Origin of the sequence: Lysinibacillus sp. FJAT-14222 (genome assembly GCF_001278875.1) — a bacterium.
GTDB classification, from domain to species: domain Bacteria; phylum Bacillota; class Bacilli; order Bacillales_A; family Planococcaceae; genus Lysinibacillus; species Lysinibacillus agricola.
Window position 1 is genome coordinate 91,027 of the sequence record NZ_LIYL01000046.1, and the last position, 26,893, is coordinate 117,919.

A 26,893-nucleotide genomic window follows, 5' to 3' on the forward strand; every position below is an offset into this window, starting at 1 on the left:
AAGGATTTCAATTTTATGAAATCCTAAAAAATTTTATTCATTAACTGATTAACCTCACGCAATACTTTTGCCATATCTATCAGTTTTTCCTGTGAAAACTTTAAAAATAAATCTTGAACCTTCAATTCGCCGCTATTAGTTAAAATCATCTTTACGACACGACGATCTTCTTTCTCTCTAAGCCGCTCTACTAATTCTAATTTTTCCAGCTTATCGCACATTGATGTAACGGCTCCAGGTGTCACACTAAAGAATTCAGCAATTTCTGTTGCTTTCATACCACCATTAATTTTTAGCTGAAGTAGGAGGATCAGTTGGTTTTGAGATAATGATTCTCCTTCAGATAAGAGATTTACAAACATTTTTGATTTTTGCTGTATTTCAAGCATCTCTCTCATAATGATTTCCACGTTATGCAGTTGATTGTTTTCTGACATATAATCACAGCCTGTTAAAATATTTAATAACTAAATTATATAGCAAATAAATAATATGGGCTACTGCCGATATCCTTAAGGAAATTAATTTCTTGTCAATGTAAAATACGGACACTGTAGAAGATATTAATCTCATTATCTTTTTCATCTAATTCCCTCTGCGAATGTAAATTGTAATCAAAATTTTTAGATTCTTTTAGGAAGAGTTGTTGAATTGTACATTTTTCTTTTATAAACATAAAAGTACATGCTTAGGGGCCACCATAGAACTACAAAGATTGGATAAAACGCCCATATCACTCCTGGTGAAGAGACAATATTTACTGTAATAAAAAAGATACTGATAAGAACTGTAGCGGTAACAGAGAATGCTACAAACGTTTTTCTTTGTGCGTGGTATAAAGCTAAGGGCCACCAAATTACTAAAAATGCTGGATAGATCGCCCAAGGGTATGGATGGGACAAAATAATATTTAATAAGGAGTAATAAATAATGGTACTTGCACAGCCTATTAGTGCAATTTTTAATGTTTTTGCTTTTTCCTCTAAATACATAAGAATTGGCCACCAGATGATTGGATAAACCGCATAAATGAACCATATATGATCGGGCGAGTATACATAATTTTCAATGATAAGAAAAGCAATAATCATGGCACTACAAACAAGAGAATATTGTTTATACATTCTTTTAGACATAAAGAATAACGTAATTGGCCATAGCAAAACTAGTAAGCACGGGTAAATAAACCAAAGCTCCTGAGGTGACGTCGTATAATTGACGATTCCTAAAAAAATCATTGTCATCAAACTACCAACAATCGAAAAGCTAATAAAGTTCTTCATGTTTTATTCACTCCATTTCTTACGTGACCAAACGAAGTACATAGCTAGAGGCCACCATAATATTGCGAAAATTGGATAGATTGCCCAAATTGTATGTGGCGTATAGTAAAGATTAATAAAAACAAAAAATGCAATAATTAAGCTACTACCCCATATAGAAAATTCTAAATTTAATTTAGCCATGTTTTTCTTTTCGGGCTCCTTGACACCTAATTCCTTTTTTAAATCCTCAATATCTCCAAACTCCACGATGGCTTTGTTGATGGCATCCTCTTGTTCTTTCCCTTGATCCATCAAATAAAATACTTTTTCTTCAAGATTTTGAATGATTTCTTGTTTAACCATCTCTGTTTCTTTATTATGAGGAATGTCTTTAAAAAGCTCATCAATATGGTTTTTTATTTTTTTCATTCTAAGCCCTCCATAAATAAGTCGATTATTTCTTTTACTTCCGACCACTCTTTTACTAGCTCGTTTAAATAAGCTTTACCTAAAGGGGTAATACGGTAATACTTTCTTTTGCCTCCATGTGAAACATCACCATAATAGGCTTCAATAATTTCCTTTTTTTCAAGGCGTTGAAAAACTGCGTACAAAGTTGCTTCCTTAATTTGAAAACGATTATTTGTGCGGATACTTATTTCCTGAGAAATTTCATAACCATAACGATCTTTCTCTAAAATTAACCTTAAAATAATGGAATCCAAGTGTCCGCGGATGATGTCACTTCGAACCATAAGTCACCTACTTATTTTTATTGCTCTATCTGTCAGAGTAATATTAGCAAACATTACTCTACCTGTCAAAGTAATTTTTCCGAATACGTCCAAATTTTCGGTGAGGTGTAATTATTAGAGGTTAAAAAATCCCCTTTCACTTCAGAAGTAAAAGGGGACTGGGGATATTTATTTAGCATTGAATTGTGATGGTTACTTCGACTTCACAAATTGTTTTCACAAATTCTCGGCTCTTTTTATTACATATACAATGCTGCAAGGAATATACCTAATGTCTCTTCGTAGATGTCGTCGAATTGGCTGAGTGGAAGTGGATTTGTACCACTACCTAACTCGACGGTAAAGCCAGGTCTGCGGAAGTCCTGAATAAACCAATCTTTATAACCTGCATAACTACCTGCCGACTTGATAGGCTCATAGCCACTAACTCGACTAAATTCATTAACAAGAATTTCTGACTCAGGTGGTTCGAGATTTTCAAAGCCCGATACGAAAAACATATACATTTCCAAAAAAATGTAAACATCTCTACTGTGACACAACTTTTATCTTCCGACTTTCGTTTTTGTGTCTTCCTTATTCTCCGAGTCTGATTTCGCCGAAGCTACTGCCATTTAGTATGACTCTCAAAGGCTTAAATTCCGCAGTATCGTTGTTAACATTTTTATAGTTGTATATATTTTTCTTGTTCACATTAAGGCGCAACCCTTCATGCAGTCTTTCTCTCACGAGTAGACCTCTTATGCTTTCACATAAGCGCAGACTATATCTTCATCTTATTTTCTAATAAGAGCCACATTTTTCTTCCGCCATTCGCTTGCGGTTTTACTCTCCCTCAAGGAGATAGTCGTTGAACGTCTTCCTTGTCTCATTAGAGATTTAGGACTTTCGCTGCTAAACATCCATTGCCAAAGCACTTAGCGCTACCGTTTTCCGTTGTCACGACGACCCTTTACGGACACTGAGTAATTTTTTTCAGCTTATGCCATCCTTGTTGTTTTTTCTGCTTTCGCACCGTTACGTCTGCCGTTTCCAGCTCCGCTTTGGTCACAAGGCTTTAGGAGTTAAAAGCAATTAACGTGGAGTTCGCACCAATCGCTTGATACGAAGGGTATTCTGTTATAAATCTATGCTTCTATACAGATTTGTATAGTTTTGTTTAAATTTGTCGTAACAGTTTAGTTACCCAATAAATCACTCTACCTTGTGTATGAAAAGCAAGAACTCTTGCAAAATCGCGCTTCTTAGTCAAATCAGCCATAGCAATGGCCTCAGGCTCGGACAAAGGTCGTTGTCCTCCATAATCTCTTGGTCCAGGTGTTTTCGGGTTGCGTGCACTTTCTAGTTCCCATTTTGCAGGGAACTGATCGTTCAAATCGACGCCATGTATATTTGCCTTCCAACCAGAGAAATTGGTGCTACTGCTATTCCAAGTAATAAGCTGATTTTTTAATGCCTCGTCATTAGGTGGTCCCTGTATCACTAAGTCGACACCATCAGGATTGACCATCGGAACTATGGAAAGGGTTGTTTGCTGGTAAAGTGGGAGTGGAGATAAACCGCGAATTGTACTTTGATTGGTGAGTGAGAGTAGATAGTCGTTTATAAAAGTTAAGATAATCGGAGTTGTAATCCATTCATTCGCATGAAAGGAGCCGTTATAATGGACACGCTTAGTCCCGTTTCCGATAAGAAGCTCTGGAATTTCATGCTGTAAAACAGAATGTCCGATTGTAGAGCTTTGTAGAAATGGATAAGCATCAAGTAGTTTTTTAATATCATTCATCATGAGGGTGTAGGTATAATTTTGTTTACCATTGACGAGCCTCCATGTAATTCGTTGAGGAATGCGAATTGTCTGGCCTATTTGTAATTGATTTGGATTAAGGCCAGGATTGACAAGTAAGATGGCTACTAATGGGAGATTTCTGCTATGAGCTATTTGCCAAAAGGTGTCTCCTTGTTTTATTTGATAATTGACCGTAACAAAGCCCGGAATTCGAATGCGTTGTCCAACCCTTAAAAATTGAGGGTTCATATTTCGGTTGGAATCTATAATTAGCTGAAGAGGTATTTTAAACACTTCACTAAAATGCCAAAGGGAATCTCCTGGTCTTACGAAAATGTCCACAATTGTTCTCTCCTTACTATCAATTATGTCTCGGCAAAATTGGCCAATATAAAATATATATGAAAAGAATACAGGACTTATTAACTTTTAATGGCTCATCATCAAAACGTGTGGTTGATTACCGTTCCGACTTGGCGCTTTGTTGCTGCCGCTACGCTTTCGCACAGATAAAACATTTGTTGCTGTCGCTTCGCTTTCGCACAGAGCAGAGCTTCCTGGGTGCGTCGGGGCAACAAATGTGTTTGTGCGAAAGCGTAGTGCAACGTAGCGGCAGCAACAGGATATGGGTCACGAAGGCGTTATCACAGGACGTGATGTTTTTAGCCTTCGTTCCTCTATTGCTAATCCCCAAGGAGTCGCCCAGTCGTAACGAAGATCAACTTATTTACATAGTAGACGTTTTAACAAAAGTCATCCACAACTTTTGATGATGAACCCTTTTAATGTGAACTTTGTTAAGTATTCCTCGCAAAGAGATTACTCTCTTAACCTAAGAGGAAGAAACTTTGTTACTTTTTGATGTACAATAATACTAGATAATAGAGTTTATGTCAGGTGAAGGTAGGAAAAGAAATGTTAAATAAATTTAAGATAAGTATACGAACTAAAATTACGTTAGGCTATATTGTTATCATACTTTGTTTACTTGCATCAGTGATTATCTTAAATAATCAAATTTCCTCTCTACAAAAAGAAAGAAATTATATTATCAAGAAGGATTCAACTATACATGCTCTAACCAATCGCATTGAAAAACACATTTTAGATATGGAATCGAACCAGAGGGGCTTTGTTATTACAGGTGAATCAAGCTACTTAGAACCTTACAACGAAGCTGGTGAAAATTGGGAATCTGATTTTAATGAACTTTATCAGCTTTTAGAAAATACACAACAACAGAAGTTAAATGAGATAAAGACGACGATAGAGCATTGGATTACAACATCAGCGGAACCTTCCATTAAATTTAAAAAAGAAAACAATACAGAATCGTTATGGGAAATTTATAAAGTAGATATAGGTCGTAAAGACATGGAAATAGTACGAAATCAGTTTGAGTCACTCCGTTCAGCGGTAGTTGCAACTATGCAAGCCAAAGTAAATGAGTTGGACAAAAGGAATAGTATTGTAACACTTACACTGCTTGGCATACTTGTATTTATTTCAGTTGTTGCGATTATCATTGCAAGTGGTGTTTCTCGTTCAATCGTAAAAACGTTAACTGAGGTTACACGAACGATCCGAGAAATCGCTGCTTCCAAGAGCAGTCAAAAAGGAAGAATACATGTTAGAACAAATGATGAAATCAATGCTCTTGCAGCTGCTACAAATGAATTGCTGGATGCGCTTGAGAGAAGAGAATGGCTACAGTTGAATATCGCAGAAATTGTCACAAAATATCAAGGTATTTCTGGCATAACCAAATTAGCTGAAACCTTCCTTTCAGAAATAGCGCAAAAAACGCAGTCTTCCCTGGGCGCATTTTATGTTCGTGAAACTACTGATAATCATATACAATTTGTAAAAAAAGCTGCTTTTGCGGACGCAGGAGATAACGTTGGAATTGAAAGCTTTAAACTGGGACAAGGCTTAATTGGACAATGTGCTTTAGAAAAAAAGGTTTTAATTTATAACGATATTCCAGAAGATTTCCGTTTAATAGGTACTGGTTTAGGGAAAGTACCGCCGAAAGGTATTTTTATCGTCCCTATTATATTTGAAAATGACGTTATAGCTGTCGTTGAATTAGCTACAATAACTAGCTTTAATAAGCTGCAGCAGGAACTAGTGAAACAAGTTATCGAAACCTTTGGATTAACGATCAATAGTGTCCTAGGGCGTATGGAAATTGTCCGTTTATTGAATGAGTCAAGAGCTATGACAGAGGAATTACAGGCACAGTCTGAAGAGCTTCAGACACAATCAGAAGAATTGCAGATGCAAACAGAGGAACTGACAATGATTAATGACCAATTGGAAGAACGAACAAAAGAGGCAGAGTTAAAGTCGAGAGAATTAGAACAAGCTAAAAAAGAATTAGAGGAAAGTGCGGAACAGCTGTTACTAAATTCAAAGTATAAATCTGAGTTTCTAGCCAATATGTCACATGAATTGCGAACGCCACTGAATAGCATTTTAATTTTATCTGAAATGTTAGCTGAAAATAGCCAAAATACTTTATCAGAAGAGGAAGCTGAATTTGCAAAGGTTATCCATTCTTCAGGTGAAGATCTACTGGCATTAATTAACGATATTTTAGATTTATCAAAAGTTGAAGCAGGCAAGTTGGATATTAGCTTTGATGAAATGAATATGAGTGAGGTTCCTGTACAAATCGAGCAAACTTTTGCGCCTGTAGCAACGAAACAAAATCTACAATTTTATATTTCGAAAGACGAAAATGTAGTCGATGTTTTCTATACTGACGAACAAAGATTCCAGCAAATATTGAAAAATTTATTATCAAATGCCTTTAAATTTACAAAACAAGGCTCAGTTCATCTTGACATTAAACAGCTTGGTCAAGAACAGTTAACAAATAATATGCAGGATGTTAGTGCTTACTGGTTAGAAATCACAGTTTCAGATACAGGTATAGGGATTCCAAAGGAAAAACATCAGCTTATTTTTGAATCATTCCAACAGGCTGATGGGGCAACAGTACGTAAATACGGTGGAACAGGTCTTGGTTTGTCCATCTGTAAAGAGCTTGCGGGATTACTTGGCGGCTGGATTTCTTTACAAAGTAATGAAGGGCAAGGTAGTACATTCACACTAACAATCCCAAGCTTGCCAAATGGCATCGAAGAGCAAAAACGTCTTGAACTTGCTATTCATGAAGTAGGGGCTACTAATGAATTAGAAGAGCTAATAGAAAAACAGCTATTGGAAACTAAGGACTTCTCTCAACAAGAGGTAGAAGTTTTTCAAGGGAAAAATATTTTACTTGTAGACGATGATTACCGTAATATATATGCATTAAAAAATGCACTCGAAAAACGAGGTATGAATATCTTAGTTGCCAAAGACGGGATAGAGTGTTTAGATATTATGCAAGTTAATGATGGAATTGACCTTATTCTGATGGATATTATGATGCCAAATTTGGATGGCTATGAAACGATGTCGATTATACGCAAACAAATGAAGATTACGGATTTACCGATTATCGCTTTAACAGCGAAGGCCATGAAAAATGATCGAGATAAAACAATAGAGGCTGGTGCTTCAGATTATATAAGTAAGCCATTAAATTTAGATCAATTAGTATCCGTTTTAAGAGTATGGCTAGTTTCTAAAGGGAGTTAATAAAATGGACCGATTTCCTTTGCAGCAAAAAAAGCATACAGATTTAGAAATTGATTTATTACTTGAGGCTATTTATCGTTTATCAGGATTTGATTTTCGACAATATAATCGTTCTTCTATATTAAGAAGGATTTATAGTAGGATGAGGATGAGTAATATTCCAACCATTTCTCGTGTACTTGAAAAAGTAATACACGAAAATGAGTTTTTAGAGCAACTATTGAATGATTTTTCTATAAATGTTACTGAAATGTTCCGTAACCCTAGCTTTTTTAAGGCTTTTCGCGAAGAGGTTGTACCTTCTTTAAGAGATTACCCTGAAATTCGGATATGGCATGCAGGATGTGCCACGGGTGAGGAAGTATACTCCATGGCAATTTTGCTCCAGGAAGAAGGGTTAATGGATAAAGCAGTTATTTACGCTACGGATATGAACGAACAAGTATTGGAAAAGGCAAAAAAAGGAGTATTTCCGATTAACAAAATGCAGGCATATACGAAAAACTATATGCTTGCAGGCGGTAGCCATGCTTTTTCTGAATACTATAAAACAGATGATCAATATGCTTATTTCCATCCCGCACTGTTAAAAAACATTATATTTGCACAGCATAATTTAGTAACAGATCAATCATTTAATGAATTTCATGTCATTATGTGTCGAAATGTTTTAATTTATTTTTCACCTGAGTTACAAAACCAGGTTCATCATTTGTTTTCCGAAAGCCTAAGTAATAATGGATTTTTATGCTTAGGAGATAAAGAGATACTACGATTTGAAGATATTATTTCAAAATATAAAGAAATCGTAGGCAATGAAAAAATATATCAGAAGATAAAGTAAGATAAGAAATAGGCTGTTGTCCAAGTTTCTCCACAGTAGAGACTTAGGCAACAGTCACTTTTTATGTAGTTTAACGTGCCTGTATCATTAATACACACATATCATCTGGTTGATTCCCTTGTTTCTCCATAGGCAGTAAATGGTCAATCAGACGTCGAGAATGATCCCATTTCGTAGATATTAGTGTTTGTAAATGCTTCTCGGATTCCATCTCACATGGTCCCATTGCCTCTAACACACCATCCGTATATAAAATAATTTGTACGTCCTCATTGTATTGAATGAATTGCTTTTGTACGTTGATCTCATCGAAAAAGCCGACTGCACAGCTTCCTTGATTTAAATGTACGAGCGTCTTTTCGTCAACTAGAGCATAGCCAGAAGGATGACCAGCGTTCACATATTCAATGGTTTTTTGTTCTGTATCTATCACTAAATAAATAGCTGTGAAATAAAAAAGATTGTCCTCTTTTCCATTTCGTAAAAGTGTCATATAACGGTTTAACTCTTTTATAACTAATTCAGGATCTTCTAATTGTTTAACAGCTTCTCGTAGGACAGAGGAGATAAACATACAAACAAGTGCTGCAGGGATACCATGTCCCATCATATCAAGCAAAATGATAGCATATCGATGATCATTTATTTTATGCCAATAATACATATCCCCTGCTAAATTAGAAGAAGGAAGATAAGAGACCTCTATTTGAATAGTAGCCTCATTTAAAGGGGCGCTCAAAAGGCTTCTTTGTACGTGTGTGGCTAAATCTAATTCGTATTGTATTTTCTTTTCTTGCTGTGTATGCCAATCTAATTCTGCTTTCAATCGTAATGCAACCCGAATTCTAGCAAGAAGCTCGGTTTTATTAATGGGCTTCGTAATATAATCTACCCCACCGATATCAAGTGCTTTAGCGAGCGTGTTTTTATCTTCTAGAGCTGTGACAAAGATAACTTGGATATCTTTAAACCGTTCATTTTGTTTAATACGCTTACAAGCCTCAATACCATCTATTTCAGGCATCATAATATCTAATAAAATTAAATCCACTGAATTTCCTGTTGAATTTGGTGCATCTAACTGTAAATAATCAAAAAGTTCATAGGCAGATGTTAGTGAAACACAGTTATCATAACCTGCATTTTTTAATATTTTATCGATTACAAATAGATTGACTTGATTGTCATCTACAAGAAGAATGGTCATAATTATTTCCCCTTATTCTGTGTGAATTAGTGCAGATTATATATGAATGTATTAACTTTATTATTATACAAAACATTAGGGAATAACGGTATTTTAAGGAGTATCCTAGTTGGTCGATAAATATATGAATAAGTAAAGAGCCAACAAGAAAGAGTCAGCTCTCAAAACTTATATTTCTTTTCAAATTCTAGCCTTTTTAAAGCCACCATAAATATCAAATGCATTTGCGATGATGGCAATAGCGATGCTTACTAATAATATTCGATCTACAGCAAATAAAATCTTAGCAGAGGTCGTTTCCGTAATCGCAGCGATATAAGGTACAGCAGGACTGTGTATGAGATCAGGGTGAATAGCCATGAGGATAAAAACAATGACTCCTGTACATTGAAGAAGAGCATTAGCTACGGCAATTAACATTGTCCATTGGCCAGCCTTCCATTTCCATAATGTTAAAGCTACACTTAAAACGATACAAATTAAAATAATCGGTGCAAAGGAGAGTAAGACATCCTGATTAAATATAGGCATAACAAATTTCAAGCCGCCTTTATTGTGAGAAGTATAGATTCCTAAAAGGTGATTAGCATTAAAATAGACAAAGGAAAAAATAACAATACCTAAGAGGCTAAAAATACTATCATTAAGTGAAATAGTTTTTTCTTTAGGGATTATTTTAACTTTTGCTAAATCATCAGGTGTCCATTCTGGATGGTCTTTTATAAAGGGGATTCGAATATTATTCCCGCCAGATCTATCAATTACAATAAAAGCAACTGTAATCCAGAACAGTACGTTTACAATCACCGAAATAATATTAGCGATGGTTATAGAAATAGTTTTGATCATCACAGACAGAAGTGCACCTTCTCCGCTATAAAGCACAATACTTTCAATCATCTGTACAACAACTGTAATAAAGATCGCCCAAGGAACAACTAATTTTATTGTTCTAATATAAGTATTAAACACTTGTGGACCAATTAAAAACCGTGGTGTGTCTTGATAGCTTGCTGCAACTTCTACAGGATTCCCTAGCTTTTTAAGCACTTCCTTTATATCTGATTCTGAATAATCTTCAGGTAACATATCTTCAATAGTGGATTTTAGTTCTAGACCGATATCATCACGTTTATTTTTGCTTATCCTTTTAGTTACTTCATGAATATATACATCAATCAGATTCATTCTTTCCTTCTCCCTTCAATAATTCATGCAGTCCTAAGTCCATAGCTGCCCATTCCGTTTTGAATTGTTCATAAAAATTCGAGCCATATGTGCTCAACACATAATATTTTCGAGCTTTACCTTTGGGTGTATCCCAGCTACTTGTAATCACTTCCTGATGCTCTAGTCGACGAAGTAACGAGAATAATGTACTTAGTTCAATGTTAATTCCAACCTGCTCGAGACGATGAATAAGGGAATAGCTATTCTGTGGTGTACGCAGTTGACTTAAAACAGCAAGCATTAATGCTCCACCTCGTAATTCCTTTGTGAATACATCTAATAAGGAGCTCACCTTTATCACCTCGGGTTCTAATACTGTAATCATACAGTATTATTTGTTATGTGGTAATATATGTTATTATCAAGAACTGAAATTAATGTGAAAAAATTTATAAAATGAAAGTCTGCCTTACAATAAACTGTAAAGGATGGGGGATGGATATGAGAGTTGTTGAAAAATTAATGAGGGAAGAAGATTTTATACATTTTGTTGATATTGTGGTTGGTGCTTATCCAGGAAGGATGGGTGGTTTACAGCCAACAAAAGAGCAGCTAAAGGCACTTTTTATGCATAATCAAAAGAAGGATGCATCCATTCATTATTATGGGTTATGGGAAGATAACAAATTAGTTGGTGGTATGCGACTCCATGATTTTGAAATGAACCTCTTCTCTAAACTGATTCCAATCGGTGGAGTCGGCTTAGTCGCAGTTGATTTACTTCATAAAAAAGAGAAGGTTGCCAAAGAATTAATAGATTATTTTTTAAAAAATTTTTTAGAAAAAAATGTTCACTTTGTTGCTTTATATCCGTTTAGACCTGACTTTTATAAAAAAATGGGCTTTGGATATGGACCGAAAATGCATCAATATTTAGTGGAACCATCAAGCTTTCCGAAAGGGCCAACAAAAAAACATCTTACATATTTAACAGCACAGGATCAGCATAAGATAGCAGATTGTTATAAAAGAGTTGCGGCGAAAAAGCATGGTATGTTAACGAAAACCGAATCGGAGCTTTCATCAATTTTTAAAAACCCGCAAAACTATATTATTGCTGTTGAAGAGGAAGATATGATACAAGGTTATATGGTATTTTCCTTTATTAAGCAAAGTGAAACGAATTTTTTACTTAATAATCTAGTCATTAAAGAATGGATCTATGAGACACCAGAGGCTTTATTAGAGTTCAGTGCATTTTTAAATAGTCAAGCGGATCAAGTAAATCGTATTGAATGGAACACACAGGAAGAAAATATTCACTTCTTTTTAGGTGATGTACGAAATGGAACAGATCATCTAATCCCAAGTGTCTACCATGCAAGTGCTATTTCAGGTGTTGGCTTAATGTATCGTATTATCAATGTTAGAGGTTTTTTTAAGGAGTTAACAACGCGTAATTTTAATGGTCAAACGTTAACATTTAAGCTTACGGTTAACGATTCGTTACTATCAGAGAATAATCAACAAATCGTTATCGAGGCTATCGATGGTAATATAAAAATTTTAGACAGTAATAACTATGATGTGGAAATGGTAATAAATATCGCAGAGCTTTCTTCTCTTGTCATGGGAGTTGTGACAGTGCAAGAGTTATTTATGCTTAGCATGGTGAAGATTAGTGATGAACAATATGTACAGGTGCTGCATCAGCTCTTCTTCGTCCTTGATAAACCAACGTGCATTACAGCATTTTAGGGAAGCCAAGAATTAGGCATTCCTACAGTATGAAGCTATTGTTCTTTTTTCTTAAAGAGTGATGAGCTAACAGGTCGTTCCAGTGGCGTAATATTAATAATAAAATAGCTTATAATTAATATTAAAATAATAAGTGAATAAATTAAGGTGTTGATGGGATGGTCATGCTCTACGATAATTAATCGAATCATGGCCGTAATCCCTATATATATAAAGTACCTTAGTGGAAAATGATAATCCTCTTTAAAATATTTAATAATCATAGTGATAAATTCAAAGTACAAGAAGAAAATAAGAATATTAGCAAGGAAAAGCTTATAGTCACCGCCATCATTGTTGAATATTAAAATTTTAAGGAATTGGATGAGTTCTTTGAGAAGCAAGAAGGATAAAATGAGCGCTAGAAGAACAAGGCAAACATTTAGAAACAACTGTAAAGATTTCGGTACGGCCTTTATTAAATGTAAATAAGCTGAGTTCTTTTGGTTCATCGAATTCCTCCAATCTTGCAACTGTCCTGAGTGAACAAGAAAAACTAAATAGAAAGCGAACATGCAGTTGTAAAATAATCATATGGTTGAGCGTCATCGTTTTATGATTTGAATATAACATTTTATCGTAAATGTCTAAGTACTATTTTGTAAAGTTTTGGTATATATTCATGAAAGAAAGTTTTCAAAATAAATTAGCTGTATGCTAAAATAGATGTGCATGAATATAAAATTTAAAAGGGGTTTTTAAAATGGCTAAAGCAGCAAAAACAGATGCAAAAATTACACCAGAGCGTTTAGAAGAAGCATTAAACGTACGTGATCGTCTTGTTATCGAGTTACTGGTACAAGTACTTGATGAAAAGCTTGTAATTGAACGTCCAGTATTACGTGAGCGTGTAGCAAACCTTGTAGACCTTTCTGATCATGATGCAGAATTAAAAGAAACGATCCACGCTGTTATTAACAAACTATAATCTTAAGGAAAATGCTACACGTAATCGGTAGCATTTTTTCTTTTGCTGAAAAAGGGGCATGCTCGGGTAGCCTGAAGAAGTGATGGGTGTGAGCGCTAAAACTGATCAGGTAGCCCGAAGAAGTGATCGGGTGAGCGCCAAAACTGATCAGGTAGCGTGAAGAAGTGATTGGGTAAGCGGCAAAACTGATCAGGTAGCATGAAGAAGTGATGGGTGTAGCCAAAACTGCTCGGGTAGTCCGAAGCCTGCCCAGCCAAGATTCACACTCGGTACTTACCCCTATAGAGCAACCCAAATTGCCAGTAGAAAAACGGAATCCATTAAATAAAACCCAAACAAGAATCTGCCATCCATTCTTGTTTGGGTTTTCTTAGTTTTTAATATACTTTATCGCCATTAAAAATAGAGTTTTTCACAATTACATAATCTACATTTCGAATGGCATCTAGTTTATTGCCACCTGCATAGGAAATAGATGATTGAAGATCTTGCTGCATTTCAATTAAAGTATCTTTGACGCTGCCCTTATGTTCAACATACATCTTTTTACCTTCAACATTTTTACGTTCGCCTTTTTGGAATTCAGAAGCAGATCCGAAGTATTCCTTCACAGTTTTACCGTCGATTTCGATTGTTTCGCCAGGTGACTCTTCGTGACCTGCAAATAATGATCCAATCATCACCATTGAAGCACCAAAGCGAACAGATTTTGCAATATCACCATGTGTACGAATACCGCCATCAGCAATAATTGGCTTCGTTGCAGCTTTTGCACACCAGCGTAGTGCAGCTAGCTGCCAACCACCTGTACCAAAACCAGTTTTGATTTTAGTAATACATACTTTACCTGGTCCAATACCAACTTTTGTTGCATCTGCACCAGCATTTTCAAGTTCACGTACTGCTTCAGGTGTGCCCACATTACCAGCAATCACAAAGCTAGTTGGTAGATGTTTTTTAATATGTTGAATCATACGAATGACAGCATTTGAATGACCATGTGCAATATCGATTGTCATAAAATCAGGCACTAAATTAGCAGCTGCTAATTCTTCTATAAAAGAATATTCCTCATTTTTCACACCAACACTAATTGATGCGATTAAGCCACGACCTTGCATATCTTTGATGAAATCGATACGTGTCTCGGGATTAAAACGGTGCATGATATAAAAGTAACCGTTTTCAGCAAGCTTCACAGCAAGACTTTCGTCGATAATTGTTTGCATGTTTGCCGGAACAACAGGAAGTTTGAATGTATGACCACCTAAAGTAACAGAAGTATCACATTCAGAACGACTTTCTACAATACATTTTGCGGGAATTAGTTGAATATCTTCATAGTCAAATACGTTATCCATTATATCCACTCCTAAAATACGAATATTTTTTAAGATTTATTTTAAATTGTTCGTCATTTGGTAATTTACATGATTTTTGAGTAAATGTCAAATAAATAAAGTGAAATTTTAATCAGTGGGGGTTTTTTCATCATCACTGATTATTAGTCTTCACCAAGCTGGCTTTCACGGGCAGTTAATGAGGGGGGAAATTCGCAGGAGAAAACGGAAATTACACGAGCCATAAGGATAAATGGATAAACGATAAGATTAAAACGTATTGTTAAAAAACGATTGTACTAAAAAATCTCGCAATTTTTGTAGAATAATGATTTTTGAAAGTAACTTTAAGTCGGCTCATCTAAAATTTGTATAATTATTTGTTATCCATGTACAATAGAATTGTTTCGAAAAATGACAAAGGAGTGTTGGAAATGGCAGTAGAGGTGTACTTAATTTTTAATGGAAATTGTCGAGAGGCTGTATCTTTTTATGAGAAAGTTTTTAATACGAACAAGCCTGAAATTATGACATTTGGCGATTCACCACAGGATCCAAGTTATCAATTACCAGAGGAAGCAAAAGATCTTATAATGCATACGCGACTTTCGATTTTTGGTAGCACCGTAATGTTCTCAGATACATTTCCGGGCAACCCATTCACGATCGGAAACAATGTAACATTAGCCGTTGTCTCAGACGATGAGGATCAGATGCGAAAAGCTTTTGATGGCCTTAAGGATGGTGGCAAGGTTAGTATGGAGCTGCAAGAAACATTTTGGAGTAAATGTTACGGCTCACTTACTGATAAGTTTGGTATTGAGTGGCAATTTAGTTATGAGGAAAATAAATAAAGTTCATATTGAAAAGCACGATGAAAGGGGAGAAGACCCTGAACATCGTGCTTTCTTTTTAGTATTTAAAACGATCTACATAGGTTTGTAATTCATCAGATAGATCAAGTAGTGATTTTGCAGCTATAGCCATTTCCTGCATAGAGGACAATGTTTGCTCAGTTGAAGCGGCAACTTCCTCTGACGCTGCTGCATTTAATTTAGCATGATCTGTTAGCTCGATAGCAGTTGCAGAAACTTCTTCGACTACCGCTGACATCTCCTGAGCAGACGCTGAGATATCTTCCATTTTCGGAGCAATATTACGTAAACTTTCTACAATACTCTCGAATTTTTCGCTTGCATCCTCTGACAGTTGTAAACCTTCTTGGACGTCCGATGAAGCTTTTATCATTGTTTGAACGGATTTAGCAGTATCTTGCTGAATTCCAGTAATGAGTGCAGTAATTTGCTCTGCTGATTGATGTGATTGTTCAGCTAATGTTCGTACCTCATCGGCAACTACTGCAAAACCTTTCCCGTGTTCTCCAGCTCGTGCTGCCTCAATAGCGGCATTGAGTGCAAGTAGGTTTGTTTGGTCGGAAATAGCACTAATCATTTCTAAAATTGATCCAATCTCTTTTGTTCGGTCATAGAGAGATTTAATCATAATGTCTGATTGTGTAACAGATTCGTTGATGGAAATCATTTGTTTAACTGTTCTATCTACAGATTTACCACCTTCTTCTGCTAGTTGAATTGCTTGACTAGAAAGGTCTGAAACTTGCATTGAACTATCAGCAACTTCAACGATACCTTTGGCAATTTCCTCAATAGAAATAGTATTTTGGTCAATTCCGGTTGTTTGTTTTTCAGCACTGATAGCCACTTGTTGCATTGCTTGAGTAACCTGTTCTGAAGCGGCAATATTTTGCTCTGCATTTGCAGATAATCCTTGCGCCGAGGTTTGTACGTGTTTAGAGCCTTGATCGACGTTACGAATAAGATTTTTTAAGCTAACTTTCATTGATACAAATGCTTCACTAAGCTGTCCAATTTCATCTTTTGAATGAATATCGATAAACGCTGTCAGATCACCTTCACTAATTTTTAGAGCGTTCTCCTTCAGTCGATTAATAGGATTGACGATAGATTTAATCATGAAAAGCATAAAAATAATGCCGACAGTAATGGAAACAACAATGATGATTAAGTTGATATTAAAGGTTGAAGCAGCAGCTTGTGTAGCCTCGGCCGTAAACATTGTACCAACAACCTTCCAACCTGTTAGCTTATTCGTGACAAATTGAAGTTGACGATCCTTTTCTATTATCGTACCACTATCTTTTTCATAAATTTTTGCAATATAGCTTTCGGTTGCCTCAGTACCACTTTCCTTATCAGGTTGGGCAATATATATTTTGTTGCTATCTATAAGTGACGCAAAGCCTGTTTCTCCAATATGTATATCATTCGTAATGTCACTCAGTTTAGAAATATTGAGGTCCAATCCGATAACCCCGGAACCGTCTTGTAAAGCTTGAGTAATAGTAATAACAATGTCACCTGAAGTTTGTGTAATATAAGGTGCTGTAATGGCTACTTGACCTTTGTTATTTAAACCTTGCGTATACCATGATCGTGTTCTTGGATCAAACCCACTGGGGTATTCTTGAGCAGGCTCGTCCAGTATTTTTCCATCAGCTGTTCCAATATAAATCAATTCGACTTCTGGGTGCATGTTGGCATATTCGCGTAAGAGCGACTTAAGGTCAGAAACTTTATCTTCTTGTAAATAGGATTGATTAAGCTTTTTAGTAAAATATTGAACGTCCTCAACTTTAGGCTTAATCGTGTTTGTAATATTTGTATTTAGCATGCGCACACTTTCAGTCGTGCTTGCTTGCTGTTCGATTATAATTTGCTTCCCTGCACTTTGATAGGACACGATGCCGATTAACAATGTTGGGATGAGAAGCATAGCTAAAAATGAATAGATGAGCTTTTTTCGTAAACTTAGTTGTTTCACTTGTGTTATCCCCACTCTTATATTATTGTTCTATACTTTTCCGTTGAAGGTAAATAATAGATGTCTAGCCCATTTTATCAAAAATAGTATTAAGCATGGTTATTTTTTCATAATAAATATTTAAATAAATTTTTTAAAACTATATTTGTTAGATGACATATAAAGGTGCTATAAGATGTATACTAATGTTGTTAAGGAGGGATTTTTTATGATTCGACAAATTGGACAAGTAATGTTATATGTAAATGATCAGGAGACTGCCGTAAAGTTTTGGACAGAAAAAGTTGGATTTGTTGTAGTTGCTGACCAGGAAGAGGCAGGAATGCGTTGGATTGAAATTGCTCCAACTAAAGAAGCTCAAACTACTTTTGTTCTACACAATAAAGAAATAATTGCAAAAATGCAGCCTGAATTAAATTTAGGGACACCTTCTATTATGTTTTATGCCGATCATATAGAAAATCTATATCAAGATTTTCAAGCAAAGGGCGTTAAAGTAGGGGATTTAGTAATGATGCCAATGGGTAGAGTTTTTAATTTTGCTGATCATGAAAATAATTATTTTGCATTAGTAGAAAAATAAACCATATAGTTATATGGTTGTCCTATAAGCAGAAAAAGTAAGCTGGATTTAAAATGGGAATCTGCTCGATTTCAATCGTTTTACGCGGAAATCGAGCAGATTCTTGTTTTTATCCTATATAAATAGCTATTTATTTTAAATCCTCTCCGAAAATCCCCACAGTTTGACGGTCAACTATAAATTCATTGCCATTCCATTTCAAAATATTTTCGACATCACCTAATCCATCTGCATGATATCTGCCTGCGATAGCTTGATAAGCTAAAATCTCATATATGCCGTCACGCTCAAAGTCCACTGGATACAATCCACTTATTGGGTCAACCCATCCTTCAATAGGCTGCTTCAGTGTACCATCTTGCTGATAAATTTCCGCTAAATAATCAGGTCCCTTGTATTGTAAATCGATAATATATTGCTTTTTAGGATTCATGCTACGGACAGCTACTTTGTATTGATTTTGATAATTAACTGTGTACTTTAGCTTATTATTAAAAGATTCTGCATCAAAAATTGAGCGCATTTTCCCGTTTATTGAGGAGAATATTTCACCGTTGATAATACCTCCACTACCTCCTGTATCAGAAATAGCTAAAATATCTTCTAGATGATTACCTGTAAAGTCACCTAAAAATATAGTTGGATTATAGCCGACGCTTTGTTTTAGCATTATTTTTTCAAATTGGTGTGTTTGTCCATAAAAAATAGCCAGTGTTAGGTTTTTCCACAAAGGGCTATCTGGAGTTTTAGTTCCCATCAACAGAACCGTTTCAAGAAAACCATCTCCATTAATATCTCCAAATTTCGTCTGAATAACCTGAGGGGTCATAGGTGAAATAGCATTATTATTTAAAGATGGATTCATATTATTGGTCATACATACACCTCTTTCTTTAGTTTTAGCATATGTTGTAAATATTGCTTGGTGAATAAAAATTAGAGGAATCAGTAATGATGATAAAACTTATAAAAAAACTTATAATTAACCCATTGACATTTTCAAATGTGAAAAGTATCATAAATGTCAACGAATCAGAAAATTCAGTACCAACTATAATCTCGCTACTAAAACGTAGTTAGAGATTTTTTTACAATATTAATTCTTAGTAAATATATATGTTTTATATAATTTGGGAAGAAGGAGATTTACTTGAAGGATTTATTTATTAAAACAAAGCGACAACAGTATTGGCTAGAGCAGCTAGCATCTATTTCTGAGTCAATCAAGGCTGAGGCTAAAGAGGTAGATGAACAATCTCGTTTTCCATTCGAAGCACATAAATTACTTTTGCAAATTGGTTATCCAAAACTAACTTTACCGAAAGAATATGGCGGTGAAGGTTTATCAGTCTATGATATGGTACTCGTTCAAGAAACGTTAGCAAGCTATGACGAGAATGCTTCACTCTCACTAGGGTGGACATTAGGTGTTGTAGGTGAACTATATGAGAAAAAGCTATGGGTAGATGATTTACTAAGTACATTTGCGCAAGAAATAAAAAATGGCGCAATTATAAATAGGGCCGTGAGTGAAGCAGCAACTGGGAGCCCCACACGTGGAGGGCGACCAGGAACAAACGCTGTTTCAATAGAAGAAGGTTGGCTCTTAAACGGGCGTAAAATCTTTACGACAGCCTCTCCTGTGCTAGATTACTTTTTAACATCAGCATGGATTGAGGAAAAAAATCAAATTGGCTTCTTCCTTATTCATAAAGATGTCCAAGGGCTTTCAATTGAAGAAAACTGGGAAATGTCAGCAATGCGAGGTACAAGTAGCCATGATCTAGTTTTAAAGGATGTAATTGTCCCTAAAAATTATTTAGTAGAATTACCAAGTCATCCAAGTGGTGGCAAGATAGATGGTTGGATTCTACATATCCCAGCAACGTACTTAGGTATTGCGCAGGCAGCTCGTGATTATGCACTGCATTTTGCCAATCATTATCAACCTAATAGCTTGAATGCTCCAATTAGTACATTACCAAATGTACAGCAACTTCTAGGCGATATTGAATTGAAGCTATATCAAGCACGCTTTGTACTGTATGGAGTTGCCGAGGCTTATGATGACCCGGCTAGACGTGAGCTTTTAACAAATGAAATGGCAGTTGCGAAGCATACGGTCACAAATTTGGCGATTGAAATCGTCGATAAGGCAATGCGTGTAGTAGGCGCAAAAAGCTTACAATTAACAAATCCATTGCAGCGCTATTATCGAAATGTTCGTGCAGGACTTCATAATCCACCGATGGATGATATGACAATTATTAAATTGGCAAATACCGCAATTGAACTGCAAAAATCGAATGAATAAGGGGAAATGATATATGTTTAAACAAAAGAAAAAGATTTTTCAATTGGCAGCAATCGGGTTGGCTTCACTTGCTATTTTAGCGGGCTGTAATTCAGGTGAAGCTTCAGATAAAGATTCAGAGGATGGCGCGAAAGTACGTACAGTGAAGGTTGCATTTGACCAGGCGTCTAAGCCAATTAGTTATCTAGATGATAATGGTAATCCAACAGGCTACGATGTGGAAGTTATGAAGCTAGTGGATGAGATGTTACCTGACTATAAGTTTGAATTTGTAGGGACAACTAGTGATGATTTACTAATTGGTGTTGAGCAAGGGAAATATCAAGTAGGAATAAAAAATGCCTTCTTTACGCAAGAACGTACAGAAAAGTTTATTTTCCCTAAAGAATTTTTAGGCTTAAGTAGTGCTGGTTTAGTATTACGTAAAGAAGATGAAGATATAAAAACATTAGCTGACTTTGCGAAAAAAGGTTATTCATTAGCACCAATCGCTGCGAATAATGCGCAATACACAATTATTGATGAATATAATAAAGCCAACCCAGACAATAAAGTGAAATTACAGGCTGGAGATGCATTTACTGTTGATGTCGTGCAATGGGTGAATGAAAAACGTGTCGATGGCGGTGTCATGATTGAAGGTCCATTTAAACAACAAGTTTTAGCAGAAGATGGCCCCTATCATAATTTAAAGGATGACGTAATTTACAACGAATTTGACGTTATTAAAACATGGCCGTTGTTCAATAAAAAGGAACAAGAGTTTGCAGATGCTTACGATAAAGCTGTAGCACAAATAAAAGAACAAAAGAAAACAAATGAATTAAGCACTAAGTTTTACGGTCGAGATTTATTTGAAGTGTTAGAAACTGTGAATCGCTAATCTCTTTTAAAGAGCAAGCGTTAGCGGCTGTTACCAGATAAAAGGCTGTTGAGTCAGTATACTCAGCAGTCTTTATTCATACAAAGAGAACTATTGTATCAAGTGTGTTGATTAGAAGCGACAGCAACAAAGCAAGTAGCCCGTAACGGAAATCAGCGTCTTCGAATTAATTTTAGTGAATAAAAATAGCTAATCAACACACCTGTTATTGTATATTTATATAAAAGTTGGTGAGGAAATGGAGAAGTATTTTGATGCATCATACATTTGGAACTCAATTCCTGTATTATTGCCGTTTTTAAAAGTTACCTTCTTAGTTGCAGGATCTTCCATTGTACTAGGCACAATATTTGGCTTACTATTAGCGGCTGCCAAGCTAAGTTCAATAAAATTACTGCAAACATTAGCGAATTTATATACTACGATTATGCGCTGTACACCATCTATCGTCTTATTATTTCTCGTATACTATGGTGTTCCAGCGTTAGCGGAAAACTTCGGCATAAATCTCCATTCAATCGATACAGCCATTTTCGTAGTCGTGACGTTCACTTTACAATTTGCAGCGATTATGTCAGAGGTTATTCGTTCGGCCTATTTAGCCATTAATAGAGGGCAATTTGAAGCGGCTGTTAGTGTGGGATTAACGCCATTTCAGGCCTATCGACGTATTATTTTCCCACAGGCACTCGTTATCGCATTACCAAACTTTGGGAATGGGATGATTGCGTTATTACAAGAAGGAGCGCTCGCTTATACAATCGGCTTAATTGATATTGTCGGAAAGGCAAATTTAATTATTGCAAGTAATATTAATGCACATGCATTAGAAATATATATTGCTTTAGCGATTGTTTATTGGGTGCTGTCGATTATTATTGAAAAATTCTTCGCTATGCTAGAAAAGTTCTTTGGTAAGGGGAAAAAGACATTAGAAACAACGTAAGGAGGCGTAACCATGAATTATCAATTTTTAGTTGAAACATTTTTTGTTGCATTATCAGGTGTACCTATCGCACTCCTTGTGACAATTGTTGCTATGCTTGTTGCTCTACCACTTGGCTTTCTACTAGCACTAACACGGGTCAATAAAATCCCAGTGATCCACCATATAGCAAAAATTTATGTCTCCTTTGTCCGAGGTACACCGATCATCATTCAAATCTTTATTATTTATAGTAGTATCCCATTACTACTTAAAATGATTTTTGAAAAATATAATATTGCCTATGATATTTATAAAATCAATCCGATTTGGTATGCATTTATCGTCTTCGCATTTAGTACAACGGCCATTTTAATAGAGGTATTTCGTTCTGCTTTAAGTACGATTGAAAAAGGTCAGCTAGAGGCTGCTCATGCAGTAGGCTTATCAACAATTCAAGCCTATCGCCGTATTATTATTCCACAAGCTTTAGTAGTAGCTATGCCAAATATTTGTACGGCTACAGTCAATCTCATTAAAGCGACGTCTTTAGGCTATGCAATGTCCTTACCTGAAATTACATTAAAGGCTAAGGTAGCTGCAAATGTTGGCTACAATTACGTAGAAGCATATATTGATATTTTCATTGTGTACTTAATTTTATGTAGCACAGTTGAATACATTTTTAAACGATATGAAAAACATTTAAGCAAATTCAAAGTGGCAAAAGCTTAAGGGGTGAACGAGTATGTTAGACATTAAAAATATCCATAAATCATTTGGTGACAATGAAATTTTAAAGGGTGTTGATTTAGCCATTGATAAAGGTGATGTTGTTGTTATTTTAGGTCCAAGTGGCTCAGGAAAAACAACATTATTACGTTGCATTAACTTTTTAGAAAAAGCCGACCAAGGACATGCGACATTTGGAGATATTCAAGTAGATTTTCAAGATGTAAAGAAGAAGGACGTGCATTCCATTCGTCAACGTGTAGCATTTGTATTCCAAAACTATAATCTTTTCACAAATAAAACAGCGCTAGAAAATGTGACAGAGGGGCTTATTATAGGACGTAAAGTTCCGAAGGCAGAAGCGATTGAAATTGGTAAAAAGGCACTTGATAAAGTAGGTTTATCAGAAAAGTATGATTCCTACCCAAGTCAATTATCTGGAGGTCAACAACAGCGAGTTGGTATTGCCCGAGCAGTGGCATTAAATCCTGATATTATTTTATTTGATGAACCAACTTCTGCACTTGATCCAGAGCTAGTAGGAGAAGTTCTTCAGGTTATGAAAAACATTGCAGCTGAGGGAACAACGATGCTTGTTGTCACACATGAAATGGGCTTTGCAAAGGACGTAGCAAACCGTGTGATTTTTATGGACGGCGGTGTCGTTGTAGAAGAAGGAAACCCTCATGATATATTTGTTAATCCGAAAGAGGAGCGCACGAAGAAATTCTTAAAACGTGTTATTCCTGAGGATTATACTTACTACATTTAAAGATAAAAAGAAGAGAATTTGCAAGCTTTCAATTGAAGCATGCAGATTCTCTTTTTTGACATCCGCCGGAGGCTTTAGGCCAACAAGATGTTGGTCACTCAGTCGTTGCCACAGGACGTGGCGTTCTTAGACTGAGTTCCTCTATTTCAGCGGGTGTTTGGATACCTGAAAGAAGTTAAAGCTTTAAAAAATGCGTTAATTCGTTAATGGAATAGATATGCAATTCGTGCATAGCTCGTGTACAAGCTGTGTAGAAATAATTACGTTCTGTTTCCCTAGAATAATTAGCTGCGGAGGCATTGTATAGCAAGACAGCATCGAATTCAATTCCTTTTGCCATATAAGTAGGTAACAGTAAAATACCTTTTTTAAATTGTTTTGTATTATGGGTAATGAGTTGAATATCTACTTGGTCCTTCATTTTATCAAAAACCATCGTACACTCTTGCTCTGTTTTACAGATGACTGCAATTGTTTCGAAATTTAGGGACAAGCTATTAATTTTTTCGACAAGCTGTTCAATTAAATCTATTTCATTTGGAACGATCGTGATAGTCGGTTCGGGACCAGTTCGATTAAATGCTTCTACTTTCGCATCCCCATGTAAAATCTTCGAAGTAAGATGAATAATTTGTTTTGTTGAGCGATAACTTTTCGTTAATATCATTTTTTCTGCTTTTTCACCATACAATTGTGGTGTCAGCAGTGAGGGGTTTTTAAATGTATGAGGATGGATGGTTTGATGTCCATCGCCCAATATAGTCATACGTGCACGTGGGAATAATTGTTGTAATACAAATAGCTGAAATGGAGAATAGTCTTGTGCTTCATCAATTAAAACATGACGAATCGTCGTATTTGTTCGTTGACCTTCTATTTTGTCCTGTAAGTATAAAAATGGTGCAGTATCTTCATACGAAATAATACGCTTTGTTAAATGAGAGTGTGTATGTTGGCATATTTCTTCCCAATGTTCGGGTAAAAAGTTCTGTAAGTGCTGATGAATAGTATTGTTCATTGCAAACATTTGACGATAAATGCCTAACATATGAACGAACTTTAATTGTTTTACAGATTGACGAAGTGGCTTGAACTGTTTTTTGACAATTTGGATAGCTAATTTCTTGCGCTCTTGCTCAAAATCATCAAAAGAGTTTTCTGAAAACCGCCCTTCATGTAAAAGTTCACTATAGGTTTTTGTATACTCTTCAATATCTAAAAGCTCACTTGCTTCTTCTACCCATTCTTTCGCCCGTTCTGCTTTTTCAATTTTCGATAATTGTTGTAATAACCATTCTTTCACTAATTGCAGTCGATTTGGGATGGGAATCGTGGAATTGAATGAATAAAAGTATTCAGCAATTTCTTGAGCTGTAATAATTCTTTCTCCGCGAAAAACAATATTTTTAAACAGCAAACCTTCATTTGCAAGGTACTTAATATATTTGTCCATTAATTCTCGATATTGGAGGCTAGCTTTAAAAGAAATAATAGTAAGCTTCGTTTGATAGAGTGAGTCATCTTTCTCTGTTAAAAGTGACTCCAATTGCTCATAAGGATATTCCAATTGGAACTGTCGACCTAAACGTTTTGTTGCATATTCGGAGAAGGTTAATTGCTGCATATTATCTTCACCTAAATCCGGTAAAACGGTATGAACATATTGGTTAAAAAGCTGATTAGGTGTAATCAATAAAATTTGATCTGCGGTAATTTGGTCTCGATAATGATATAACAAATAAGCAACACGTTGGAGAGCAACAGCCGTTTTTCCACTACCCGCGACACCTTCTACGATTAGATGAGGAGTGTTGACATGTCGAATGATTTTATTTTGCTCAGCTTGAATAGTTGCTACAATGCTACGGATATGTTCGTTTGCATTTTGAGCGAGAATATCGAGTAATAAATCATCACCAATTGTTAAACCTGTATTAAACATGGATTGTAATTGACCGTTCTTGATGATAAATTGCCGTTTTAAAAGAATCTCACCTTGAATTTCTTCAGTTGACGTTTCATAAGTAGCTGGACCAGGCGTGTAATCATAATACATACTTGATATAGGGGCTCGCCAATCATAAATTAATATGTTTTCATCCTCTTCATCCATTAAGGTTGCGACACCGATATAAATCTTTAAAAGTTCGTTATGACCATCCTGTAAAAAATCAATACGAGCAAAATAGGGTGATTGCTGTAAACGGTCATAAATTTTTACATCCTTGATGACACGTTGCTGAGCATGCTGGGAATCGTATAAGAGCTCTGCTTGTTGTTTGATAGCAAAATAGGTCTCGTCTATATCCTCTGGCGTATCTAAATTTACTCTGACGTCGTCCCAAAAGGTTTTTTTTAACGTTAAAACATTGTCCCTAAAATCCTTTTCCTTTCGTATCAACGCCTCTTTTTTGTGACCAACTGTGTTTAAACAAAGAACAAGATACTGTTTTTCTTCTGTCCATTCATATTGCTTTTCCAACGTTACTCACATTCCTCTCCATAATAATTTGTATGGCTTGTGAATCGAGACATTTATCATACAGCTAGTTGCGAAAGAAGTATAGTCTAGTAATTTCTGTAAATTTATGCTATAATAAAATTATAAGGAAAATCGGTTTTGAGATCAAAAGGCTGTTCCACAAAGTTGGAGCAGTCTTTTTTTATAGCCTGATTTTCCCTTCTGAAGCATGTGACTTTTTCACCATAACGTGTGGTTGATTTCCGTTCCGACTGGGCGCTTTGGTGCTGTCGCTCCGCTTTCGCACAGATAAACCATTGTTGCTGTCGCTCCGCTTTCGCACAGATAAACCATTGTTGCTGTCGCTTCGCTTTCGCACAGATAAACCATTGTTGCTGTCGCTTCGCTTTCGCACAGATAAACCATTGTTGCTGTCGCTCCGCTTTCGCGCAGAGCAAAGCTTCCTGGGGGCGTCCGATGAGCCGCTTGGGCCAACAGATGTTTTTTGCGCGAAAGCGAAGCGGCAGCGGCACCGACGTTGGTCACGAAGGCGTTATCACAGGACGTGATGCTCTTAGCCTTCGTTCCTCTATCGCTGATCCCCAAGGAGTCGCC

At 35.9% G+C, this 26,893-nt stretch carries 25 protein-coding genes and 2 pseudogenes; 11 read left to right on the forward strand and 16 right to left on the reverse strand.

Going from position 1 to position 26,893, the window contains the following annotated elements; genetic code table 11:
- Positions 1–23 precede the first annotated feature (23 nt).
- From AN161_RS19255 to AN161_RS30355, 7 genes and pseudogenes are all read right to left on the reverse strand, one after another.
- Positions 24–437, reverse strand: coding sequence for a MarR family transcriptional regulator (locus AN161_RS19255; protein ID WP_053595967.1), 414 nt, complete (start codon positions 435–437; stop codon positions 24–26).
- Between the two features lie 186 nt (positions 438–623).
- Positions 624–1,283 (reverse strand): hypothetical protein, encoded by a 660-nt coding sequence (locus tag AN161_RS19260; protein WP_053595968.1) that lies wholly within the window; start codon positions 1,281–1,283, stop codon positions 624–626.
- A 3-nt stretch (positions 1,284–1,286) separates the two neighbouring features.
- Positions 1,287–1,694: a permease prefix domain 1-containing protein gene (locus AN161_RS19265; protein ID WP_053595969.1), complete on the reverse strand. Its 408-nt coding sequence runs from the start codon at positions 1,692–1,694 to the stop codon at positions 1,287–1,289.
- Complete coding sequence (locus tag AN161_RS19270) at positions 1,691–2,020, reverse strand: PadR family transcriptional regulator (protein WP_053482886.1); 330 nt, start codon at positions 2,018–2,020, stop codon at positions 1,691–1,693. The genes AN161_RS19265 and AN161_RS19270 overlap by 4 nt, the downstream gene beginning before the upstream one ends.
- A 239-nt stretch (positions 2,021–2,259) precedes the next feature.
- Positions 2,260–2,505 (reverse strand): annotated as a pseudogene (locus tag AN161_RS19275) (peptidase M14); the annotation flags it as partial.
- Between the two features lie 701 nt (positions 2,506–3,206).
- Positions 3,207–4,151 (reverse strand): annotated as a pseudogene (locus AN161_RS19280) (M14 family metallopeptidase); the annotation flags it as partial.
- Positions 4,152–4,252: 101 nt separating this feature from the next.
- A complete protein-coding gene (locus AN161_RS30355; protein WP_201406589.1) occupies positions 4,253–4,414 on the reverse strand; it encodes a hypothetical protein in 162 nt (53 codons plus the stop codon).
- Between the two features lie 310 nt (positions 4,415–4,724).
- Between AN161_RS30355 and AN161_RS19285 the strand changes: the two genes are divergently transcribed.
- Both AN161_RS19285 and AN161_RS19290 read left to right on the forward strand, forming a co-directional pair.
- A complete protein-coding gene (locus tag AN161_RS19285; RefSeq protein ID WP_053595971.1) occupies positions 4,725–7,460 on the forward strand; it encodes an ATP-binding protein in 2,736 nt (911 codons plus the stop codon).
- A 4-nt stretch (positions 7,461–7,464) separates the two neighbouring features.
- Complete coding sequence (locus AN161_RS19290) at positions 7,465–8,304, forward strand: protein-glutamate O-methyltransferase CheR (RefSeq protein WP_053595972.1); 840 nt, start codon at positions 7,465–7,467, stop codon at positions 8,302–8,304.
- A gap of 70 nt (positions 8,305–8,374) precedes the next feature.
- Here AN161_RS19290 and AN161_RS19295 read toward each other — a convergent pair whose 3' ends face one another.
- The 3 genes from AN161_RS19295 to AN161_RS19305 all read right to left on the reverse strand — a co-directional run bounded on the left by AN161_RS19295 (position 8,375) and on the right by AN161_RS19305 (position 11,033).
- On the reverse strand, positions 8,375–9,511 hold the full coding sequence (locus tag AN161_RS19295) for a fused response regulator/phosphatase (RefSeq protein WP_053595973.1): 1,137 nt from the start codon (positions 9,509–9,511) through the stop codon (positions 8,375–8,377).
- A gap of 180 nt (positions 9,512–9,691) precedes the next feature.
- Positions 9,692–10,699: a hypothetical protein gene (locus tag AN161_RS19300; RefSeq protein ID WP_053595974.1), complete on the reverse strand. Its 1,008-nt coding sequence runs from the start codon at positions 10,697–10,699 to the stop codon at positions 9,692–9,694.
- Positions 10,686–11,033: a helix-turn-helix transcriptional regulator gene (locus AN161_RS19305; protein WP_053595975.1), complete on the reverse strand. Its 348-nt coding sequence runs from the start codon at positions 11,031–11,033 to the stop codon at positions 10,686–10,688. The genes AN161_RS19300 and AN161_RS19305 overlap by 14 nt, the downstream gene beginning before the upstream one ends.
- Before the next feature lie 149 nt (positions 11,034–11,182).
- Between AN161_RS19305 and AN161_RS19310 the strand changes: the two genes are divergently transcribed.
- Positions 11,183–12,439, forward strand: a complete 1,257-nt coding sequence (locus AN161_RS19310; RefSeq protein ID WP_053595976.1) for a GNAT family N-acetyltransferase — start codon at positions 11,183–11,185, stop codon at positions 12,437–12,439.
- Between the two features lie 35 nt (positions 12,440–12,474).
- Here AN161_RS19310 and psiE read toward each other — a convergent pair whose 3' ends face one another.
- Positions 12,475–12,930, reverse strand: coding sequence for a phosphate-starvation-inducible protein PsiE (gene psiE / locus AN161_RS19315; protein WP_053595977.1), 456 nt, complete (start codon positions 12,928–12,930; stop codon positions 12,475–12,477).
- Between the two features lie 251 nt (positions 12,931–13,181).
- On the opposite strand from psiE, the gene AN161_RS19320 reads away from it, so the two are divergent.
- A complete protein-coding gene (locus tag AN161_RS19320) occupies positions 13,182–13,406 on the forward strand; it encodes a hypothetical protein (protein WP_053595978.1) in 225 nt (74 codons plus the stop codon).
- 377 nt (positions 13,407–13,783) lie between these two features.
- On the opposite strand, the gene guaC is transcribed toward AN161_RS19320, so the two are convergent.
- Complete coding sequence (guaC, locus tag AN161_RS19325; protein ID WP_053595979.1) at positions 13,784–14,767, reverse strand: GMP reductase; 984 nt, start codon at positions 14,765–14,767, stop codon at positions 13,784–13,786.
- A gap of 413 nt (positions 14,768–15,180) precedes the next feature.
- Between guaC and AN161_RS19330 the strand changes: the two genes are divergently transcribed.
- Positions 15,181–15,600, forward strand: coding sequence for a VOC family protein (locus AN161_RS19330; RefSeq protein WP_053595980.1), 420 nt, complete (start codon positions 15,181–15,183; stop codon positions 15,598–15,600).
- Between the two features lie 58 nt (positions 15,601–15,658).
- Here AN161_RS19330 and AN161_RS19335 read toward each other — a convergent pair whose 3' ends face one another.
- Positions 15,659–17,608 (reverse strand): methyl-accepting chemotaxis protein, encoded by a 1,950-nt coding sequence (locus AN161_RS19335; RefSeq protein WP_053595981.1) that lies wholly within the window; start codon positions 17,606–17,608, stop codon positions 15,659–15,661.
- Positions 17,609–17,816: 208 nt separating this feature from the next.
- Here AN161_RS19335 and AN161_RS19340 point away from each other — a divergent pair, with 208 nt between their 5' ends.
- On the forward strand, positions 17,817–18,191 hold the full coding sequence (locus tag AN161_RS19340; RefSeq protein WP_053595982.1) for a VOC family protein: 375 nt from the start codon (positions 17,817–17,819) through the stop codon (positions 18,189–18,191).
- 130 nt (positions 18,192–18,321) lie between these two features.
- Here the strand turns inward: AN161_RS19340 and AN161_RS19345 are convergent, their stop codons facing one another.
- Positions 18,322–19,068, reverse strand: coding sequence for a hypothetical protein (locus AN161_RS19345; protein ID WP_053595983.1), 747 nt, complete (start codon positions 19,066–19,068; stop codon positions 18,322–18,324).
- A 273-nt stretch (positions 19,069–19,341) separates the two neighbouring features.
- On the opposite strand from AN161_RS19345, the gene AN161_RS19350 reads away from it, so the two are divergent.
- From AN161_RS19350 to AN161_RS19370, 5 genes are all read left to right on the forward strand, one after another.
- Positions 19,342–20,505 (forward strand): acyl-CoA dehydrogenase family protein, encoded by a 1,164-nt coding sequence (locus tag AN161_RS19350; RefSeq protein ID WP_053595984.1) that lies wholly within the window; start codon positions 19,342–19,344, stop codon positions 20,503–20,505.
- A gap of 13 nt (positions 20,506–20,518) precedes the next feature.
- Positions 20,519–21,388: a transporter substrate-binding domain-containing protein gene (locus tag AN161_RS19355; protein ID WP_053595985.1), complete on the forward strand. Its 870-nt coding sequence runs from the start codon at positions 20,519–20,521 to the stop codon at positions 21,386–21,388.
- Positions 21,389–21,626: 238 nt separating this feature from the next.
- The gene (locus AN161_RS19360) at positions 21,627–22,334 is read left to right on the forward strand and encodes an amino acid ABC transporter permease (RefSeq protein ID WP_053595986.1); all 708 of its coding nucleotides are present in this window, start codon (positions 21,627–21,629) and stop codon (positions 22,332–22,334) included.
- Positions 22,335–22,346: 12 nt separating this feature from the next.
- Complete coding sequence (locus AN161_RS19365) at positions 22,347–23,048, forward strand: amino acid ABC transporter permease (protein WP_053595987.1); 702 nt, start codon at positions 22,347–22,349, stop codon at positions 23,046–23,048.
- Between the two features lie 13 nt (positions 23,049–23,061).
- Positions 23,062–23,817 (forward strand): amino acid ABC transporter ATP-binding protein, encoded by a 756-nt coding sequence (locus AN161_RS19370; RefSeq protein ID WP_053595988.1) that lies wholly within the window; start codon positions 23,062–23,064, stop codon positions 23,815–23,817.
- Positions 23,818–23,992: 175 nt separating this feature from the next.
- Here AN161_RS19370 and helD read toward each other — a convergent pair whose 3' ends face one another.
- Positions 23,993–26,299: an RNA polymerase recycling motor HelD gene (helD, locus tag AN161_RS19375; protein WP_053595989.1), complete on the reverse strand. Its 2,307-nt coding sequence runs from the start codon at positions 26,297–26,299 to the stop codon at positions 23,993–23,995.
- A gap of 219 nt (positions 26,300–26,518) precedes the next feature.
- Positions 26,519–26,824 carry a hypothetical protein gene (locus AN161_RS19380; protein ID WP_143114931.1) on the reverse strand — a complete coding sequence of 102 codons (306 nt, stop codon included), beginning with the start codon at positions 26,822–26,824 and terminating at the stop codon, positions 26,519–26,521.
- Positions 26,825–26,893: the final 69 nt, after the last annotated feature.

Excerpts from the sequence above, each read along its gene's own strand:
- AN161_RS19255 (WP_053595967.1), bottom strand. The coding sequence starts at position 437 with ATGTCAGAAAACAATCAACTGCATAACGTGGAAATCATTATGAGAGAG.
- AN161_RS19260 (WP_053595968.1), bottom strand. The coding sequence starts at position 1,283 with ATGAAGAACTTTATTAGCTTTTCGATTGTTGGTAGTTTGATGACAATG.
- AN161_RS19265 (WP_053595969.1), bottom strand. The coding sequence starts at position 1,694 with ATGAAAAAAATAAAAAACCATATTGATGAGCTTTTTAAAGACATTCCT.
- AN161_RS19270 (WP_053482886.1), bottom strand. The coding sequence starts at position 2,020 with ATGGTTCGAAGTGACATCATCCGCGGACACTTGGATTCCATTATTTTA.
- AN161_RS19285 (WP_053595971.1), top strand. The coding sequence starts at position 4,725 with ATGTTAAATAAATTTAAGATAAGTATACGAACTAAAATTACGTTAGGC.
- AN161_RS19290 (WP_053595972.1), top strand. The coding sequence starts at position 7,465 with ATGGACCGATTTCCTTTGCAGCAAAAAAAGCATACAGATTTAGAAATT.
- AN161_RS19295 (WP_053595973.1), bottom strand. The coding sequence starts at position 9,511 with ATGACCATTCTTCTTGTAGATGACAATCAAGTCAATCTATTTGTAATC.
- AN161_RS19300 (WP_053595974.1), bottom strand. The coding sequence starts at position 10,699 with ATGAATCTGATTGATGTATATATTCATGAAGTAACTAAAAGGATAAGC.
- AN161_RS19310 (WP_053595976.1), top strand. The coding sequence starts at position 11,183 with ATGAGAGTTGTTGAAAAATTAATGAGGGAAGAAGATTTTATACATTTT.
- psiE (WP_053595977.1), bottom strand. The coding sequence starts at position 12,930 with ATGAACCAAAAGAACTCAGCTTATTTACATTTAATAAAGGCCGTACCG.
- AN161_RS19320 (WP_053595978.1), top strand. The coding sequence starts at position 13,182 with ATGGCTAAAGCAGCAAAAACAGATGCAAAAATTACACCAGAGCGTTTA.
- guaC (WP_053595979.1), bottom strand. The coding sequence starts at position 14,767 with ATGGATAACGTATTTGACTATGAAGATATTCAACTAATTCCCGCAAAA.
- AN161_RS19330 (WP_053595980.1), top strand. The coding sequence starts at position 15,181 with ATGGCAGTAGAGGTGTACTTAATTTTTAATGGAAATTGTCGAGAGGCT.
- AN161_RS19340 (WP_053595982.1), top strand. The coding sequence starts at position 17,817 with ATGATTCGACAAATTGGACAAGTAATGTTATATGTAAATGATCAGGAG.
- AN161_RS19345 (WP_053595983.1), bottom strand. The coding sequence starts at position 19,068 with ATGACCAATAATATGAATCCATCTTTAAATAATAATGCTATTTCACCT.
- AN161_RS19355 (WP_053595985.1), top strand. The coding sequence starts at position 20,519 with ATGTTTAAACAAAAGAAAAAGATTTTTCAATTGGCAGCAATCGGGTTG.
- AN161_RS19360 (WP_053595986.1), top strand. The coding sequence starts at position 21,627 with ATGGAGAAGTATTTTGATGCATCATACATTTGGAACTCAATTCCTGTA.
- AN161_RS19365 (WP_053595987.1), top strand. The coding sequence starts at position 22,347 with ATGAATTATCAATTTTTAGTTGAAACATTTTTTGTTGCATTATCAGGT.
- AN161_RS19370 (WP_053595988.1), top strand. The coding sequence starts at position 23,062 with ATGTTAGACATTAAAAATATCCATAAATCATTTGGTGACAATGAAATT.